Source organism: Stenotrophomonas sp. BR163, assembly GCF_047520985.2.
Taxonomy (GTDB): Bacteria; Pseudomonadota; Gammaproteobacteria; order Xanthomonadales; family Xanthomonadaceae; genus Stenotrophomonas; species Stenotrophomonas sepilia.
Genome location: NZ_JAXBRE020000006.1, coordinates 24,206 through 41,301 on the forward strand (window position 1 = coordinate 24,206; position 17,096 = coordinate 41,301).

The following is a 17,096-nucleotide window of genomic DNA, read 5'->3' on the forward strand; positions in this document are numbered from 1 at the left end:
GGGCGATTCTACGCGCATGCGGCGTTGTGCCAAAGTGTTTTGTGCACTGCGGCGCAGAATCCGGTGGTTCGCCCGGTCGGCCGGGGCGCCCCGTTCAGCCCAGTTCGGCGCTGGCCGTGGCCGACAGCTCGTCATGGCCCAGCGCCCCCGGCGAGCGGGCGATCACCCGGTTGCGGCCCAGGTTCTTGGAGCGGTACAGCACGTCGTCGGCGGCGCGCAGCAGGTCCTGGACGTCGGCGAAGCGCTCGTAGCCGCCCTGGGTGGCCACGCCGGCGGAGAAGGTGACGAACAGCGGACCACCCTCCAGCTCGGCCATCGGCGTGGCGACGATGTTGGCCAGCACCCGGCGGATCACGTCCAGAGCCACGCTTTCGCTGGTGTTGGGCAGCAGCGCGACGAACTCCTCGCCGCCGAAGCGGGCCACGGTGTCGCTGTTGCGCAACTGGCCCTGCAGCTTGCCGGCGAAGGCGCGCAGCACCTCGTCGCCGGTCAGGTGGCCGTGGGCGTCGTTGATCTTCTTGAAGTCGTCCAGGTCGATGAAGGCCACCGACAGTGGCCAGCCCTGGCGGCCGGCACGCAGGAATTCCTGCTCCAGCACCGCTTCCAGCTGGCGGCGGTTGAGCACGCCTGTCAATGCATCACGATGGGCCTGGTCGGCCAGGCGCTTGGCGCGCGCCTCGAATTCGTCGGCACGGCGGCGTGCCTGGTCGGCATCCTGCAGTTCGCGCAGGTTGCGCAGCGTGGCCAGTTCCTGCGCGTGATCGATCAGCTCGCGCACCCGCGCCGGCGAATTGAGGCCGGCATCGAACAGGCTGGCGATGTCGGGCAGGGCCTCGCTGATGCGGGCCAGCACCTGGTCGAAGCGCGCGCTGTCCAGCTCCAGGCGGTCGTGCACCTGCTGCAGGGCGCGCTCGCGCGCGGCATCGGCATCGTTATCCAGCCAGATGTCGGCCACTGCGCCGGACAGTTGCACGCAGGCCTGGAATGGCGATTCGGCGGCGTCCTCGTCCTCGCTGTGGCTGATGCTCTCCACCAGGTAACGTGGCAGGCCCCATTGCTCGGCCACCCAGGCGCCGACGTCGGCGTGGCTGCAGCCCAGCGCCTCGCGCTCGCGGGAAACCAGGTCGATGTTGTCGCGTGCCTCGCGCAGCAGTGGCAGGTAGCGCTCCGACTCGGCCTGGGCCAGGCACAGCACGCCCAGGTCCTGCAGCAGTCCGGCCAGCATCAGCTCCTCCAGCCGGCGCAGGCCGCGCGCCTGGCCCAGCTGGCTGGCGGCCAGGGCACTGAGGATGCTGCGCTTCCACGCGCGCTGGCGCAGGTCATGATCGGCGCCACCGCCGGTCAGGCCCTGGGTGACGGTGAAGCCGAGGGCGAGGCTGATCGTGGCGTTCAGGCCCAGCATGGTCAGCGCCTGGCCGAGGTTCTCGATGCGGCGGCGGCTGGCATACAGCGGCGAATTGGCGATGCGCAGCATGCGAGCGCTCAGCGCCATGTCGATGGCGATGATGTCGGCGGCGGTGGCGATGTCCGCTTCCGGGTCCTGAGCCAGTTCGATGATGCGCAGGGCAATACCGGGTGGCGAAGGCAGGTTGCGGCAGAGCGCCAGGGCAGCTGTCAGCTCGGGAGGCATGTCGGGTCGTTCAATTCCATTGGGGCAAGAATACCTAGGAATGCATCACAGTCCGCGATTTTCGTTCCTGCTAAGTGACTGAGGATTCCCTGCGACTGAGTATCGGCTTGATTCGAGCGCAACGCAAAGGTGCCGGTTGTGCGCACCAACGGTGTGCACCCACCGATGGGCCATGGGTTAATCCCTGGGCCCATGCATAAAAAAAGAGCCGCGGTTTCCCGCGGCTCCTTCTGGTCGCTTCACAGCCGGAGGGCTGGAATCAGACCTGCATCGCCTTGGCAACTTCGGCGGCGTAGTCTTCCACCACCTTTTCGATGCCTTCGCCGACGATCAGCAGCTTGAAGCCTGCCACGTCCGCGCCAGCGGCCTTGACCACCTGCTCGACGGTGGTGTCGCCCAGCACGTAGGTCTGGCCGTACAGGGTCACGTCGCTGACGATCTTGTTGATCTTGCCGCTGATGATCTTTTCCAGGATGTCGGCCGGCTTGGCCTTGTCCTTCTCGGTCATCTTGGCCAGCTCGATTTCCTTTTCCTTTTCGACGAACTCGGCCGGAACGTCCGCAGCCTTGTTGTGCGGCGGCTTCAGCGCGGCCACGTGCATCGCCAGGCCACGGGCCAGCTCGACGTCGCCGCCGATCAGGTCGACCAGCACGCCGACCTTGCCGTTGGTGTGGACGTAGGCACCGATGTTGCCGGTGGTGTCGACCTTGACCATGCGGCGGATCTGGATGTTCTCGCCCAGGGTCTGCACGGCGGTGGCGCGGGCTTCTTCAACGGTGCGGCCGTCGGCCAGCGTGGCGGCCTTCACGGCTTCGACGTCATTGGCGCCCGATGCCAGGGCAGCGGCGGCGACGGCGTTGACGAAGGACTTGAAGTTGTCATCGTTGGCAACGAAGTCGGTTTCCGAGTTGACTTCGACCAGCACGGCCTTGCCGCCGTCCTGGGCCAGGCCCAGACGGCCTTCGGCGGCCACGCGGTCAGCCTTCTTGTCGGCCTTGGCAGCGCCGGACTTGCGCATGGCTTCAGCAGCGGCGTTGATGTCGCCGTTGGCTTCGGTAAGCGCCTTCTTGCATTCCATCATGCCGGCGCCGGTGCGCTCGCGCAGTTCCTTGACCAGGGAAGCAGTGATTTCCACGGGATTACCTCACGAAAGAAAGGGGTTGGGCCGGCATGGTGGCCGGCCCGTGTGACACGGTCCTGTCACGCGCCAGGGGCTGCGGCAGGGAGGGTGGACGCCGGGCGTCCACCCGGGGCCTGGATCAGGCCTGGGCGTCGTCGCCCTTCTTGGCAGCCTTCTTGGCCGGAGCGCGGCGGGCCGGCTTCTCTTCGCCTTCAGCAGCGGCTTCCGCGAACTCTTCCTCGCGCACCGAAGCGGCGTGCGGCGCAGCGGCCTTGCCTTCCAGCACGGCGTCGGCAGCGGCGCGGGCGTACAGCTGCACAGCGCGGATGGCGTCGTCGTTGCCCGGGATGGCGTAGTCCACCAGTTCCGGGTTGTAGTTGGTGTCGACCACGGCGATGACCGGAATGCCCAGCTTCTTGGCTTCCTTGATCGCGATGTCTTCGTGGCCGATGTCGATCACGAAGATGGCGTCCGGCAGGCGGTTCATGTCCTTGATGCCGCCCAGCGAGGCTTCCAGCTTGTCGCGCTCGCGACGCAGGCCCAGCACTTCGTGCTTGACCAGCTTCTCGAAGGTGCCGTCGGTTTCACCGGCTTCCAGTTCCTTCAGGCGGGCAACCGACTGCTTGACGGTACGGAAGTTGGTCAGGGTGCCGCCCAGCCAGCGCTGGTTCATGAACGGCATGCCGCAACGCTCGGCTTCTTCCTTGATGGTTTCGCGGGCGCTGCGCTTGGTGCCCAGGAACAGGACGGTGCCGCGCTTCTGGGCAACCGACGAGATGAAGTTCATCGCATCGTTGAACAGCGGGACGGTCTTTTCCAGGTTGATGATGTGGATCTTGCCGCGGGCGCCGAAGATGTACGGAGCCATCTTCGGGTTCCAGTAGCGGGTCTGGTGGCCGAAGTGGACGCCGGCTTCCAGCATCTGACGCATGGTGACCTGGGGCATTGCAATACTCCTGATATGGAACCAGCGATTCCGCCCGCGGGATAGGTATGCGGGACGCGTGGAAGCGCGATCGGTTCCGGGGTTGGGCTTCCCTGTTGCCTCCGTGGCCGAACTCCTCGCGGAGCACCCCGGCACGGATGGGGGCAGCAGGTGTGGATTCACCGGTGACGTCCGGTGTCGACGGGCTCCCGCGCACGCAGGTGGCAGGAATCCGGTCAATTATAGCCCGCTGGGGGCGTCCGCTGCAATTGCAGGGTCAGATGCGGCCAGATCGACCTCGCGGCCGTCCTGCAGGCGGGCCCGGAAGTGGCCGCCCACATAGCCATCGGTGCGGGCAGGCAGGGGCCAGCGGCGTTCATGGCCTGCGAGGATATAGCCGGCCAGCCCGGCCACCAGCAGCGACGATTGGCCGTCGGCCGCTATGAATCGCAGATCGTGCAGGCGGCCATGCAGCGTACTGGAATTGCTGAGTCGCAGCATGGCCTGAGGCCCATGTGCCTCGACGCGGGCCTGCAGCCGGGCATGCAGCGCTGGCGCCGCTGGGCCGCGGAACAACGGCAGCGAGTAGCGGGGCAATCCCGGCAAGGCCGGCGCCAGTACGATCCGATAGGCCTGTTCACCCACGGATGCTGGCGGACCGCCTGGCAGCAGCCAGACGCGCTGGGTGCTGCCAGGGGGCAGGTCCAGCCGCGCAGGGCTGACCCGGATCCGGTCGCTGGGCTGCAGTCGTTCGGCGTCCAGTTGCTGCTCCCAGGCCAGCACCTGCACCTGGCCCTGCCAGCGGCCGGGCCCCGGATTACGCAGCCACAGTTCGGCGCGGCCGCCTTCGGCGGGTAGCTGCAGGGTGGTCGGCAACAGCTCCAGCGCCGCCGAGGGCTGCGCCAGCAGCAGTCCAAGCAGGATCAGCAGCGCGCGCATCAGTAGATGAGGGTCACGGAGGGCATTGCGCTGTCGTCTGTCGTCGGTGGTGCGAGGTCGCGGACCTGGGGCGGCACCTTGGGGGCGTCACTGCGCTGGTGTGGCGCCGCGCAACGGGGAGCGCCGGCATCGTCGCTGCAGGATTCGACCACGGTCAGCCGGATCTGCAGCGTGCTGCTGCGCGGTTCGGCGCGGGCCGGCGTGCTGGCGACCAGCATCGCCCCGATCAGAAATGCGCGAACCACCTGCCACCCACCGTGCTGAAAGACTCGCTGCGCGGTATCGGCCGGATGCGCCGCAACTGTAGCGCCGAGCCCGCGCTCGGCACGGCCTTCGTCCGGTGGGTGCCGACCGTTGGTCGGCACGCACGTCAGTAGGTGATCGTCACCGTCACCAGGTCGTTGTAGGTGCCGGCCGGGGGCTGGCCGGTGACCGGCGGTACCCGGCCGTAGATGGTCAGCTGCTGTGCGCTTCCGGTGCCGGTGCTGCTGGCCGTGTCGACCGTCAGGGTGTTGCCCCAGCGCTGGCTTCGTGCCGGATCCCGGTACAGCTCGTAGGGGAGGTAGTAGGTGCCGCTGCCGATGGTGGTGGCCATGCGCCGGGTGGTGGTGGCGGCAGGATTGTTCTGGCCGTTGTTCAGGCCGACCTGGAAGGCGGTGTTCTTCAGGCAGGTCAGGGTCAGGGTGGCGGTCTGGTCGATGTTGGCCGGGATGCCGCCGGTGACGTTGCCGAAATTCATGTTGGTGGTGACGTAGCTGCCGCATTGCGGCAGCACGTTGGCGGTAGCGGTGAAACTGAAGGCCGCACTCGCGCTGTTGGTACCGGTGGCACCGCCGTTGCAGGTGGCGGGGACGGTGGCGCTACCGGCCAGCACCTCGTTCCAGGCCCAGGTCAGCACCACGCTGGCACCGCTGAAAGTGCTGCTGTACGCGCCGGAGGCGAGGACCTGGTTGGCCGGAATCTGACCGAACAGCTGCACAGTCTGCGCACCACTGCCGCCGGTCAGCAGCGGTACGTTGTAGCTCATGGTCAGCTCCTGCGCTGGCGGCGTGCCGCGCGGGACCAGGCCAGTGACCTGGCCGAAGCTGGCGTTGTTGTACAGCTGGAAATTCATCGTGTCGCTGGTGGAGGTGGCCATCGTGCGGAACGTGGAACTGCTGCCGCCGCCACTGCCTGCGCCGATGCCCACGCAGACGCGCACGCCGGTGGTGGCCAGCAGGCTCAGCGCGGCGGTGGTGCAGGTCACCGTGATGTTGAGGTTGGCCGTGCTCGGGCCGGGTGCATTGCTGTTGATGTTGCCGAACGGCAGGGTCGGATTGGCGACCGCCGTGCAGACCGCTGTGGCACCGGCCGGCGCCGCTGCCAGCAGGCCGGCCCACAGCAGCAGGACGAGCAGCAGCACCCTCATGGCGCCACCTCCGGGATGCACTGCTGCGGCGCCGGCTTCGGCCGCGCGCCGGACGCCACCACCTTGGGCAGGTCCGGTACCTTCACCCGGCACGGGCCATGGCTGGTGGTGACGTACAGCACGCTGCCGGCGGCGACGTCTTCCAGATAGAGCAGGCCGTCGTAGCCGACCGTGGCCTGGCGACCGTCAGGCAGCTGCACCTCGCTGCCCACCTCCAGAGGCTGGCCGTCCATCGCCAGCAGGGTCAGGCTCAGTGACGACCGCGAACGCAGCTGGAAGGTCACGCGGGTGCCGGCGCGCTGGCGCGGCGTGACCCAGTCCTCGATGCGGTCGGCACGCATGTCTTCGGGCAGGTCCAGGGTGTCGATCGAGACCCGGTTGCGCTGCCAGGACAGCAACGGACTGACCAGCAGCAGGCCGCGATCGTCGGTGACACCGATCAAGCGGTTCTCCAGCCGCACCGGGACGCCGCCGACGCCATTGGTGCTGATCACCGCGAATGCATCGGATACCTCGCGCGTGGCGAAGGTGTGCCCGCCCATCCACACCAGGCTGCCGCTGGCACTGGCGTAGGCATGGTTGAGCCCGCCCTGGCGCGAGGCACCGAATGAATAGCGGCCGACATCGTTGAGGATGCCGACCTCGGCCAGGCCGCCGTTGCCGTCCTCGCCGTGGCGCAGCTGCGCGCGCCAGCCGACGCCGCCGGCGCTGCCATCGCCGGGCACCGGCTGGGTCACGTCCGCGACCCAGCTCTGGCTGTCGCCGTTGCGCTGGCTGGAGAGGCTGGCCTGGCGATTGTTGCCCAGGCTGGCAGTCATCGACAGGTAGATGCTGCGGTCATCGCTGCGGTCGAGGTTCTGGTTCACTGACAGGTAGGCCGACCAGCGTTGGCTCCAGGTGCGCGACCAGAACAGGCTGGCATAGCGGTTGTCGTCGCCGTCGGGGTAGCGCAGGCGCAGATAGCTGGCGCTGAGCGTGCCCAGCCGCAGCAGGTCCAGGCCGACCGTGGCCTGCTCGCTGATGCTTGGTGGCAGGTTGCCCTGCAGCGCGCCCAGGTCGCGATAGTCGCCGTGGCTGCGCACGCTGCGCAGATTGACGTTGAAGCGACGGTTGTTCCAGCTGTAGCCCAGCGCCCATTGCCCACCCTGCAGGCCGTGGTAGTCACTGTGCGCATAGGCGGCATTGAACACGCCGGCGGCGCCGAGCAACCACCAGCCGCCAATGCCGCCCTGGGCCAGGCCGCCGCCGCCTTCGGCATGCGCCTCGCCGGTGAACGTGTCGGTGACACCGCCGCGCCAGCTGGCGCTGGCCACCGTGCGATCGTCATAGGCGAAGGAGCGCTCGCCGAAATCCCGGCGCAGGTGGCCGACGCCGACCGACCAGTCCGACAGGCCCTTGGCCAGCAGCTGCTGGGTGCCGTAGAAACTGAAGTCCAGCGTCTGCATGCGGCCGAATGCGTCGGTCACCACCACCTGCGCGTTGCCGGTGCCGCTGATGCCGGGCTGTGCTGCGAGCTGGAAGGGGCCGACCGGCACCTGCCCGCTGTACTGGCGCAGGCCATCGACATACAGCTCGACCGTGGAGGGCACCACGGCCTGGCCGAGGAAGCTCGGCGTGGGCGTCAGCACGCGGTAGGGCTGCAGGCCATAGTTGCGGCCGATCTGCAGGCCACCCAGGCGCACGGGGCGGGTCCAGTCGACGAACCCGCTGTAGAAATCGCCGATCTCCAGGGTCGTTGCGCTATCGGGGAAATCCAGGCTCCAGCGCGTGTCCAGGCGCACGCTCTCGCCGCGCCAATGGCGGTCGCCGAGTTGCTGGTAGCGGCGGCTGATGGCGGTGTTCTCGAAAGTGCCATTGCCGATACCGAATACGCGCAGCTCCGAGCTCAGGCTGAGGTTGCCGAGCGTGTCCACCCGGCTGCCGTAGACGTCGTAGTTGAGCAGCACGCCGGGCGAGGCGCTGCCGGTGGGGGCGCGCGTCTGCGGGCGGCTGAGCACGGTGGTGGGCAGTGTCAGCTGGTCCAGCGGCACGTCCAGCGCCAAGGTCTGCATGTGGGCGTCGTAGCGCACCACCGCACCGCTGATCTGGTCCAGGTAGACCGGTGCATCGCCGCTGGCGTTGAAGCCGAGCTGGCGCAGCACTTCGGGGCTGGCCTGCAGCCGGCCACGGTTCTCGGTGAACGGCAGCAGGCCGCGCGGCGTGCTGTTGAGCGACACATCCAGGTACAGCGTCTGGCTGGTGGTCAGCGGGGTGGGGGGTGGCAGGATCGCATCGGCCGACACGCCGGATACATCAGCCGCCGTGGCCACGCCGGACACATCGGCAGCCTCGGTCGCCGCGGGAACCAGGGCAGCCAGCAACGCGCCCATCATGGCCTCAGCGAGCCGGTGGGGGCGACAGTGGCGTCTGTTCCGACTCGCCATTGAGCTTGGCCGTGATCTGGTCGTTGTCGCGGTCGATCGCCGTGCGTTCGATCGGCCAGCGCATCACCTGACCGGGCAGTACGTAGCCCAGCAGCCCAGGATGGACGATGCGTGGGCGCGTGGCGCTGCCCAGCGCGAGATCGGCGATCTGAGCGTAACTGTTGCCCGAATTGGCTACTTCGACGCCGTTGCGGCCGTCCGCCAGCTTTACCAGCCGGGCCTGCAGCTGCGGCGCCAGCGTGCCGGCCGAGGGCTGCACGAACACCGGGATCGAATAGCGCAGGACGAACTGCATGCCACCCGCGCGGGTGGCCAGGTCGGGCACCTCGTCAACGATCAGGCGGTAATGTTGCTGTGCCGCTGGCGGTTCCTTGTCCGCACGCATGACCCGCACCAGCTGCTGCTGTCCGGCGGCCAGTTCCTGCATCGGCGGGGTGGCCATCAACGCATCGGTGGGCAGCAGCTGTTCCTGGCCGTCCTGCTGCACCCAGCGGAACACGCGTACCTGCAGCTTCACCGGCGAGGTGCCGCTGTTGGTCAGCCACAATTCGCCGGCACGCTGGCGGGCTTCCAGCTGCAGGCTGGTCGGGGCCACCTGCAGGCTGGTGGCGCCGGCGGCCGCGATGGCAAGCAGGTACAGGGCGAGCAGCGCCACGCCGGTGGCGCGCCACGGGCGGGATCCGGCCATGCGGGCGTGCTCCATCAATAGGTGATCGTGGCGGTAACCGTATCCAGGTAGCTACCGGCGGCCGGGTTGTTGGTGCTCAGGTTCAGGATCTGGCCGTAGACGATGTAGGGCACGGCCAGGCCGGTGCCGATGCCGGCCTGGGTGTTGGTGCCGGTCGTGGCGCCCCAGACCAGGGTATGTGCGGCATCCTGGTAGAGCTGGTAGCCAACATAGTTGTTGGCGGTCACCGCTGCATTGGTGTTCTTCATCCGCCGGGTGGTGACGTCATTGGCGGTGCTGGCATTGGCGCCCGCATTCAGCGAGATCGTGTACGGGGTCAGTGCCGAGCACTGGGCGGTCACCGTGCCCTGGCCCAGGGTGGGCGTGGTGGTGGTCGAGGCCGCGGTGCCGAAGTCCACGTTGGTCGCGGCCGCCGCCGTGATGGTGCAGGCCTTGGTGACCACCAGGGTGACATTGAAGGCGGTGGTATCGGCGGCCAGTGCCGGGCTGGACAGCAGGAACCCGGCCACGGCCCATGCCAGCGGGGATCGAACTGGGGATCGCATGAACAACCTCCCTGACCCGAAGGTCCGTTGAACAAGGCGAAGACGGCACGTTCGGTGCCGCTTTGACGACGGTGAGTCCACCTTAGGAGGCGTAAGTGTCTGTAATCCGTGATAATTAGGCAGGCGAAAGAGCGGAGACCATCACGCTTTCACTTTCCTTGCCGGAACCGTGCATGACCCGGATCGGCAGTTGGGTGGCGTTCGTTCAGATTGCGGCCGGATCGGCGATAATGGGTGCCATGAGCGTGAATCTGAAAACCCCGCAGGAAATCGAGATGATGCGCATCGCCGGCCGCCTGGCCAGCGAAGTGCTCGACATCGTCACCCCCCACGTCAAGCCCGGTGTCACCACCGAGGAACTGGACCGCATCTGCCACGACCACATCGTGAACGTGCAGGGCGCCATTCCGGCCAACGTCGGCTACCGCGGCTTCCCCAAGACCGTGTGTACCTCGGTCAACAATGTCATCTGCCACGGCATCCCCAGCGAAGGGAAGGTGCTCAAGGATGGCGACATCATCAACATCGACGTCACCGTCATCAAGGACGGCTGGCACGGCGACACCAGCCGCATGTACTTCGTCGGCACCCCGTCGGTGATGGCCCGCCGCCTGGTGGAAACCACGTACGAAGCCATGTGGCGCGGCATCCGCGCGGTGCGCCCGGGCGCCACCCTGGGCGACATCGGCCATGCCATCCAGAGCTATGCCGAAGGCGAGCGTTTCAGCGTGGTGCGCGAGTACTGCGGCCACGGCATCGGCAAGGTCTACCACGACGAGCCGCAGGTGGTGCATTACGGCCGCCCGGGCCAGGGCCTGGTGCTGCAGCCGGGCATGACCTTCACCATCGAGCCGATGATCAACGAGGGTACCCGCTACAACAAGGTGCTGCCGGATGGTTGGACCGTGGTGACCAAGGACCGCAAGCTGTCGGCACAGTGGGAGCACATGGTCGCGGTCACCGAGACCGGCGTCGACGTGCTGACCCTGTCGCCGGGCGAGTCGCAGGTCTCCTGACGATGCTGCCGGCGAGTTCGCTGCTGGACACGCCGGCCGCGTCGCTCAACGACCCGGACTGGGCTGCTGCCGCGCGCCAGGCGCTGCAGCAGGCCGACGCGCGCCTGTATCGCCGCTTCGACCAGGGCGACAACATCGAGCGCCTGCTGGCGCTGCGGGCGCGCGCGGCCGACCATCTGATCCGCCTGGCCTGGCAGCGTTGCCTGCCGGCCGACAGCGGCCTGTCGCTGTTCGCGGTCGGTGGCTATGGCCGGGGGGAACTGTTTCCGCGTTCGGACATCGACCTGCTGGTGTTCGGCGACCCGCCCGCACAACTGGCGCATGAAGCGGCATTGGCACGCCTGTTCGCGCTGCTGTGGGACTGCGGATTGGCGGTCAGCCATGCGGTGCGTTCTGCATTGCAGTGCCGCGAGGCGGCGGCTGACCAGACCGTGCTGACCGCGCTGATCGAGGCGCGTCCGATCCTGGCCGATGATGCGGCGCGCCGTGCGCTGCGCGAGGCCATCGACGACCGTGAGCTGTGGCCGGCGCGTGCCTTCTTCCTGGCCAAGCTGGAAGAGCTGCGCAACCGCCACCAGCGCTTCGGCGACACTGCCGACAACCTGGAGCCGGATCTCAAGGATGGTCCCGGCGGCCTGCGCGATCTCAACACGCTGGGCTGGATGGCGCTGCGCGCCTTCGGCGTACGCGACCTGGAAGCACTGGTGGGCCTGGGCCACCTGGGTGCCGACGAAGCGACCGCGCTGAAGCGCGAGCGTGCGGTGCTGGCGCGGCTGCGCTTCGGCCTGCACCTGGTCGCGCGCCGCCCGGAAGAGCGCCTGCGTTTCGATTACCAGAAGACCCTGGCCGCGCGCTTGGGCTTCGAGGACGATGCCGAGAATCTCGGCGTCGAGAAAATGATGCAGGGCTTCTACCGCGCCGCGCTGGTGGTGCGCCGGATCAGCGACCGCCTGCTGCAGCGCTTCGAGGAACAGTTCGATGGCGAGGCCCAGCCGGAACCGCTGACCGTGGGCTTCTCCCTGCGCCGCGGCTACCTGGCCGCCAACGAGGCCGACTGGCCGCGCGGTGACATCGGCCAGGTGTTCGCCCTGTTTTCCAGCTGGGCCAACAATCCACAGGTGCGAGGCCTGCATTCGCTGACCGCGCGCGCGCTGGCCGAAGCGCTGCCGTTGTTGCCGGCCTACGACCAGGCCGATGCCGATGCACGCGAGCAGTTCCTGTCCCTGCTGCGCGGCCAGCGTCCGGTCGACACGCTTTCGCGCATGGCGCGGCTGGGCGTGCTTGGCCAGTGGATCCCCGCGTTTGCCCAGGTCAGCGGGCGCATGCAGTTCGACCTGTTCCATGTCTATACGGTCGACCAGCACACGCTGATGGTCCTGCGCAACATCGGCCAGTTCGCCAGCAGCCGTGCCGACGAACGCTTCTCGATCGCGCACGAAGTGTGGCCCCGCCTGCGCAAGCCGGAACTACTGCTGCTGGCCGGCCTGTTCCATGACATCGCCAAGGGCCGCGGCGGCGACCACTCGGAGCTGGGTGCGGTGGACGCGCGTGCGTTCTGCCAGGCGCATGCGCTCAGTGGCACCGATACCGAGCTGGTGGCATGGCTGGTCGAACAGCATCTGCGCATGTCGGTGACCGCGCAGAAGCAGGACATCGCCGATCCGGTAGTGATCCATCGCTTCGCCACCCTGGTCGGCAGCCGCGACCGCCTGGACTACCTGTACCTGCTGACCTGTGCCGACATCGCCGGCACCAGCCCGAAGCTGTGGAATGCCTGGAAGGACCGCCTGTTGGCCGACCTGTACTTCGCCACCCGGCGCGCGCTGCGCGAGGGGCTGGAGCATCCGGTACCGGCCGCCGAACGCGTGGCCGAGGCACGTGACAGCGTGCGCGCACTGGTGCGCGAGCAGGGTTACGACGACGCCACCATCGATCGCCAGTTCGCGGTGATGCCGGATGAGGGCTTCATTCGTCTGCGCCCCGAGCAGCTGGCCTGGCAGGCAGCCGCGCTGGTACCGGTGAAGCAGGGCCAGGCGCTGGTGAAGGTGCGCCGGATCAGTGTGGATGACCCGGCGCTGGAAGTGTTCGTGCACTCGCCCGACCGCGACGGCCTGTTCGCCGCGATCGTGATGACCCTGGACCGCAAGGGCTATGGCATTCACCGCGCACGCGTGCTGGACGGTCCGGCCGATACCATCTTCGATACCTTCGAAGTGAACCCGGCCGACACGTTTGCCGATGGCAGCAGTGCCAACCTGGAGGCGGCGCTGCGCGAGGCACTCAGTGGTGACCTGTCGCGCCTGCGGCCGTCGCGCCGTGTGGTACCGCGGCAACTGCGGCACTTCCGCTTCGCCCCGCGCATCGAGTTCCGCGATGAACCGGGCGCAACCCGTTTTGCCCTGGTCGCTCCCGACCGTCCCGGCCTGCTGGCCGACGTGGCGTTCGTGCTGCGCAACCAGGGCCTGCGCGTGCATGATGCGCGCATTGCCACGTTCGGCGAGCGCGCCGAAGACACCTTCGTGATCAGTGACGAACACGACCTCCCCCTGACTGAACCTGCCCGGCAGCAGCTGCATGACGCAATGCTGGCCTGCCTGGACCCTGATCGAAACGCCGGAGACCCCGCCTGATGGCCACCAAACCCGCCAAGAAGACCGCCGCGCCCCCCAAGAGCGCAGCGGCCCGGAAACCTGCTGCAGCCGCACCGGCCGCAAAGAAGGCCACTGCGCCGAAGAAGGCCGCTGCGGTGAAGGCCCCGGCGAAGAAAACGGCTGCGGTCAAGCGTGCTGTGAAGAAGCCAGCCCCGGCCAAGAGCGCCGAAGCCGTCCGCGCCGAAACCATCGCCCGCAAGTCGCTGCGCAAGCCGTCGGCACCCGGCGTGGAAGAACTCAAGTTCGGCATCGAAAGCGCCTTCGAGCGCCGCGCCACGTTGACCCTGCATGAGCTGGAAGGCTCGACCAGGCCGCTGGTCAACCGCGTGATCGACGGTCTCGAGAGCGGTGAATTCCGCGTCGCCGAGCCGGACGGCCAGGGCGGCTGGAAGGTCAACGAGTGGCTGAAGAAGGCCGTGCTGCTGTATTTCCGCGTCAACGACATGGCGGTGGTCGATGCACGGCCGGCACCGTTCTGGGACAAGGTCGAATCGCGCTTCGCCGGCTATGACGAAGCGAAGTTCCGCCGTGGCGGCGTGCGCGTTGTGCCCGGTGCGATCGCCCGCCGCGGCACGTACTTCGGCAAGGACGTAGTGCTGATGCCGAGCTTCACCAACATCGGCGCCTACGTCGGCGAAGGCACCATGGTCGATACCTGGGCCACCGTCGGTTCCTGCGCGCAGATCGGCCAGCACTGCCACCTGTCCGGCGGCGCCGGCATCGGCGGCGTACTGGAGCCGCTGCAGGCCAGCCCGACCATCATCGAGGACCACTGCTTCATCGGTGCGCGTTCGGAAGTGGTGGAGGGCGTGGTGGTGGGCCACCACAGTGTGATCGGCATGGGCGTGTTCCTCAGCCAGAGCACCCGCATCTACAACCGCGCCACCGGCGAGATCAGCTACGGCTACATCCCGCCGTACAGCGTGGTGGTGTCCGGCTCGCTGCCGAGCAAGGACGGCACCCACTCGCTGTACTGCGCGGTGATCGTCAAGCAGGTTGATGCCAAGACCCGCAGCAAGACCAGCGTCAACGACCTGCTGCGCGGCCTGGCCGACTGAAGGTGAGTGCGCCGGAGGACCTGGCGCAGTCCGCGATCTACCGGCATCCGTCCGACAACGCGTTCGGACGGATGCTGCCGCGCCTGCTGCACGCTCCGCGCTGGACCCGGTTGCGCCGGGCACTGTCGCGGCGCTGGCCGATGCCGGTGCTGGTCAGCGACGTGCGCGACGTGGTCTACGCGAGCTGGTGGGTCGATGTGCGCCATGCCCCGCCAGCGCCACCTGGCCATCACTACGTGGTCCATGCAGGACGCACGCCTTACACCGTTCTCAGCTATCGCCATGGCCACTTCGGGCCGGCGCTGGCGGGACCGCTGCGCTGCCTGATGCCGTCGCCAGGGCAGAGCAACTGGCGCTGGTACCTGCGCCGTGACGATGATCCGGGCGGGACCCCGGTCGTGCTGTTCGATCGCAACGTGATGGACCAGCTGGCCTTCGTCGCCGGCGCGCGCGCTTTCAGCGATGCCATGCAGCCACACCTGTCCACGCGCTTCGAGCATGTGGTGCGCGTCGATGGCGATGGGCACACCCTGATCGAAGGCGGGCAGGGGAGTGCGCCTGCGCTGCACCTGCAGTGGCGGGCCGCTGCGGGCTGGGAGGACGGGGCGTGGCGGGGGGCCTTCGGTGGCCATCAGGCCCTGCTGCGCTTCCTGACCTGCCAGGACGAGGCCATTGCGCGCACCTGTGACCGGCGCTGGGCCAGCACCCGCATCGCACTGCAGGTGGATGTCGACAGCCTGCAGCCGCTGCAGCTGGAAGGCGAACTGCAGTGCCCGCGCCTGCAGGCGATGGACGTGGCGCTGCACGAGGGGCTGGCCTTCCGGCTGCCAAGGGTACCGTTCCGGGTCGTGTCCGAGCGCCTGTTGTGAGATTCTGGGCCTCTGTTTTCCAGCATCACAGATGGCCATGAGTACCACTGTCTACGGTTTGAAGAACTGCGATACCTGCAAGAAGGCGAGCAAGTGGCTGGACCGCTTCGGCGTGCCGTACACCTTCGTCGACTACCGCGACAACAAGCCGAGCCCGGAAACACTGCTGGCGTGGGCTGAGCAGCTGGGTGGCCTGGCCGCGATGGTCAACAGGTCCTCCACCACCTGGCGGCAGCTGCCGGACAACCGCAAGGCCGCAGATTCCGAGGCGGAATGGAAGCTGCTGCTGCGCGAGTACCCGCAGCTGATCAAGCGCCCGCTGGTGGTCACCGCCGACGGCACGGTCAGCCAGGGTTTCAGTGACAATGGCTTCAAGGCCCGCTTCGGCGTGGGTGACGCATGAGCGCGGTCCTCGACCTGACCTGCGAACTTATCGCACGGCCCTCGGTGACGCCGGACGATGCCGGCTGCCAGGCACTGCTGGCGGCACGCCTGAAGCAGGCCGGGTTCCAGTGCGATCACCTGCGGCTGGGCGAGGTCGACAACCTGTGGGCGACCCATGGTCAGGGCGCGCCGGTGCTGGTGCTGCTGGGCCACACCGACGTGGTGCCGGCGGGCCCGCGCGAGGCCTGGGCCAGCGACCCGTTCACGCCGCAGATCCGTGACGGCGTGCTGTACGGCCGTGGCACCGCCGACATGAAGGGCAGCGTGGCGGCGTTCGTGGTGGCCGCCGAGCAGTTCGTGGCCGCGCATCCCGATCATCCCGGCACGCTGGCGGTGCTGCTGACCAGCGACGAGGAGGGCGATGCCATCGATGGCGTGCGCCACGTCGCACGGCTGTTCGCCGAGCGCGGCCAACGCATCGACTGGTGCATCACCGGCGAGCCGTCGTCGACGGCGACGCTCGGTGACCTGCTGCGCGTGGGCCGTCGTGGCAGCCTGTCGGCCAAGCTGCGGGTGCAGGGCGTACAGGGCCATGTGGCGTACCCGGAGAAGGCACGCAACCCGATCCACCAGGCGGCGCCCGCCCTGGCCGAGCTGAGCGCACGGCGCTGGGATGACGGCTACGAGAGTTTCCCGCCGACCAGCCTGCAGGTCTCCAACATCCATGCCGGTACGGGCGCCAACAATGTGATTCCCGGCGAGCTCGAGGTGGATTTCAACATCCGCTACAACCCGCACTGGGATGCGCCGAAACTGGAAGCGGAGATCACCGCGCTGCTGGATCGGCATGCCCTGCAGTACACTCTGAAGTGGCATCGCAGCGGCGAACCGTTCTACACCCCGGAAGGCACGCTGCGCGCCACCGCGCGCGCGGTGCTGGCCGAGCACATCGGTCGTGCCCCTGAGGAGAGCACTGGTGGCGGCACCTCCGATGCGCGCTTCATCGCGCCGTTGGGCGCGCAGTGCATCGAAGTGGGGCCGGTCAACGCCAGCATCCACCAGGTGGACGAGAACGTGCGTGTGGACGATCTGGAAGCACTGCCGGGGCTGTACCAGCGGCTGGTGGAGCGGCTGCTCGTGTGAGGCATGGCACCGGGCACGGCCCGGCGCTACCCCTGTGGGTGCCGACTGCTGGGTGCCGACCGTTGGTCGGCACACCTTCACCTGGTTGCCAACGCAACGGTTGCGCCGTGCCGGAAACCGGGGTAGGGTCGATGCCATGTCGATCCGCCTGGCCACCGCCGTCAATAACAACAACCGCAATAATCTGCGCGCGAATAATCGTGCGCGGCCGATGCGGGACTGCGCCCTGGGTAGATAGACAGCAACACACGCCCGGACACCAGAAAACCCGCATCGGTCGATGCGGGTTTTTTTGTG

15 protein-coding genes are annotated in these 17,096 nt (G+C 67.9%); 6 read left to right on the forward strand and 9 right to left on the reverse strand.

Features of this window, described 5'->3' with window-relative positions:
• Nucleotides 1–94: 94 nt before the first annotated feature.
• From ACM0PY_RS06865 to ACM0PY_RS06905, 9 genes are all read right to left on the reverse strand, one after another.
• Nucleotides 95–1,630 (reverse strand): GGDEF domain-containing protein, encoded by a 1,536-nt coding sequence (locus ACM0PY_RS06865; RefSeq protein WP_005415855.1) that lies wholly within the window; start codon nt 1,628–1,630, stop codon nt 95–97.
• A gap of 259 nt (nt 1,631–1,889) precedes the next feature.
• Complete coding sequence (gene tsf / locus ACM0PY_RS06870) at nt 1,890–2,765, reverse strand: translation elongation factor Ts (protein WP_053463562.1); 876 nt, start codon at nt 2,763–2,765, stop codon at nt 1,890–1,892.
• Nucleotides 2,766–2,889: 124 nt separating this feature from the next.
• Nucleotides 2,890–3,696, reverse strand: coding sequence for a 30S ribosomal protein S2 (gene rpsB, locus ACM0PY_RS06875; RefSeq protein WP_005408748.1), 807 nt, complete (start codon nt 3,694–3,696; stop codon nt 2,890–2,892).
• 219 nt (nt 3,697–3,915) lie between these two features.
• Nucleotides 3,916–4,614, reverse strand: coding sequence for a fimbrial biogenesis chaperone (locus ACM0PY_RS06880; protein ID WP_134971284.1), 699 nt, complete (start codon nt 4,612–4,614; stop codon nt 3,916–3,918).
• Entirely contained in the window at nt 4,614–4,832 is a 219-nt protein-coding gene (locus ACM0PY_RS06885; RefSeq protein ID WP_088496939.1) for a hypothetical protein, read from the reverse strand. The genes ACM0PY_RS06880 and ACM0PY_RS06885 overlap by 1 nt, the downstream gene beginning before the upstream one ends.
• Before the next feature lie 152 nt (nt 4,833–4,984).
• Nucleotides 4,985–6,022: a Csu type fimbrial protein gene (locus tag ACM0PY_RS06890; RefSeq protein ID WP_180884635.1), complete on the reverse strand. Its 1,038-nt coding sequence runs from the start codon at nt 6,020–6,022 to the stop codon at nt 4,985–4,987.
• Nucleotides 6,019–8,391 carry a fimbria/pilus outer membrane usher protein gene (locus ACM0PY_RS06895; RefSeq protein ID WP_180884633.1) on the reverse strand — a complete coding sequence of 791 codons (2,373 nt, stop codon included), beginning with the start codon at nt 8,389–8,391 and terminating at the stop codon, nt 6,019–6,021. Before ACM0PY_RS06895 ends, ACM0PY_RS06890 begins: the two co-directional genes overlap by 4 nt.
• Nucleotides 8,392–8,398: 7 nt before the next feature.
• Nucleotides 8,399–9,148: a fimbrial biogenesis chaperone gene (locus tag ACM0PY_RS06900; protein ID WP_053497108.1), complete on the reverse strand. Its 750-nt coding sequence runs from the start codon at nt 9,146–9,148 to the stop codon at nt 8,399–8,401.
• A complete protein-coding gene (locus ACM0PY_RS06905) occupies nt 9,148–9,678 on the reverse strand; it encodes a Csu type fimbrial protein (RefSeq protein WP_180884631.1) in 531 nt (176 codons plus the stop codon). Before ACM0PY_RS06905 ends, ACM0PY_RS06900 begins: the two co-directional genes overlap by 1 nt.
• Before the next feature lie 173 nt (nt 9,679–9,851).
• Between ACM0PY_RS06905 and map the strand changes: the two genes are divergently transcribed.
• The 6 genes from map to dapE are packed head-to-tail and all read left to right on the forward strand — an operon-like array spanning nt 9,852 to nt 16,799.
• Nucleotides 9,852–10,694 (forward strand): type I methionyl aminopeptidase, encoded by an 843-nt coding sequence (gene map, locus ACM0PY_RS06910; RefSeq protein WP_032954052.1) that lies wholly within the window; start codon nt 9,852–9,854, stop codon nt 10,692–10,694.
• Nucleotides 10,695–10,714: 20 nt separating this feature from the next.
• Nucleotides 10,715–13,324 carry a [protein-PII] uridylyltransferase gene (locus tag ACM0PY_RS06915; protein ID WP_456115899.1) on the forward strand — a complete coding sequence of 870 codons (2,610 nt, stop codon included), beginning with the start codon at nt 10,715–10,717 and terminating at the stop codon, nt 13,322–13,324.
• Nucleotides 13,324–14,403, forward strand: coding sequence for a 2,3,4,5-tetrahydropyridine-2,6-dicarboxylate N-succinyltransferase (dapD, locus tag ACM0PY_RS06920; RefSeq protein ID WP_180884627.1), 1,080 nt, complete (start codon nt 13,324–13,326; stop codon nt 14,401–14,403). Before ACM0PY_RS06915 ends, dapD begins: the two co-directional genes overlap by 1 nt.
• Nucleotides 14,404–14,405: 2 nt before the next feature.
• Nucleotides 14,406–15,272: a hypothetical protein gene (locus ACM0PY_RS06925; RefSeq protein WP_053497114.1), complete on the forward strand. Its 867-nt coding sequence runs from the start codon at nt 14,406–14,408 to the stop codon at nt 15,270–15,272.
• Between the two features lie 31 nt (nt 15,273–15,303).
• The gene (locus ACM0PY_RS06930; protein ID WP_170944942.1) at nt 15,304–15,675 is read left to right on the forward strand and encodes an arsenate reductase; all 372 of its coding nucleotides are present in this window, start codon (nt 15,304–15,306) and stop codon (nt 15,673–15,675) included.
• A complete protein-coding gene (gene dapE, locus ACM0PY_RS06935) occupies nt 15,672–16,799 on the forward strand; it encodes a succinyl-diaminopimelate desuccinylase (RefSeq protein WP_065177428.1) in 1,128 nt (375 codons plus the stop codon). Before ACM0PY_RS06930 ends, dapE begins: the two co-directional genes overlap by 4 nt.
• The last annotated feature ends 297 nt before the right edge of the window (nt 16,800–17,096 follow it).

Coding starts and splice junctions, on each gene's coding strand:
- ACM0PY_RS06865 (WP_005415855.1), bottom strand. CDS start 1,630: ATGCCTCCCGAGCTGACAGCTGCCCTGGCGCTCTGCCGCAACCTGCCT.
- rpsB (WP_005408748.1), bottom strand. CDS start 3,696: ATGCCCCAGGTCACCATGCGTCAGATGCTGGAAGCCGGCGTCCACTTC.
- ACM0PY_RS06880 (WP_134971284.1), bottom strand. CDS start 4,614: ATGCGCGCGCTGCTGATCCTGCTTGGACTGCTGCTGGCGCAGCCCTCG.
- ACM0PY_RS06885 (WP_088496939.1), bottom strand. CDS start 4,832: ATGCTGGTCGCCAGCACGCCGGCCCGCGCCGAACCGCGCAGCAGCACG.
- ACM0PY_RS06890 (WP_180884635.1), bottom strand. CDS start 6,022: ATGAGGGTGCTGCTGCTCGTCCTGCTGCTGTGGGCCGGCCTGCTGGCA.
- ACM0PY_RS06895 (WP_180884633.1), bottom strand. CDS start 8,391: ATGGGCGCGTTGCTGGCTGCCCTGGTTCCCGCGGCGACCGAGGCTGCC.
- ACM0PY_RS06900 (WP_053497108.1), bottom strand. CDS start 9,148: ATGGAGCACGCCCGCATGGCCGGATCCCGCCCGTGGCGCGCCACCGGC.
- ACM0PY_RS06905 (WP_180884631.1), bottom strand. CDS start 9,678: ATGCGATCCCCAGTTCGATCCCCGCTGGCATGGGCCGTGGCCGGGTTC.
- map (WP_032954052.1), top strand. CDS start 9,852: ATGACCCGGATCGGCAGTTGGGTGGCGTTCGTTCAGATTGCGGCCGGA.
- dapD (WP_180884627.1), top strand. CDS start 13,324: ATGGCCACCAAACCCGCCAAGAAGACCGCCGCGCCCCCCAAGAGCGCA.
- ACM0PY_RS06930 (WP_170944942.1), top strand. CDS start 15,304: ATGGCCATGAGTACCACTGTCTACGGTTTGAAGAACTGCGATACCTGC.
- dapE (WP_065177428.1), top strand. CDS start 15,672: ATGAGCGCGGTCCTCGACCTGACCTGCGAACTTATCGCACGGCCCTCG.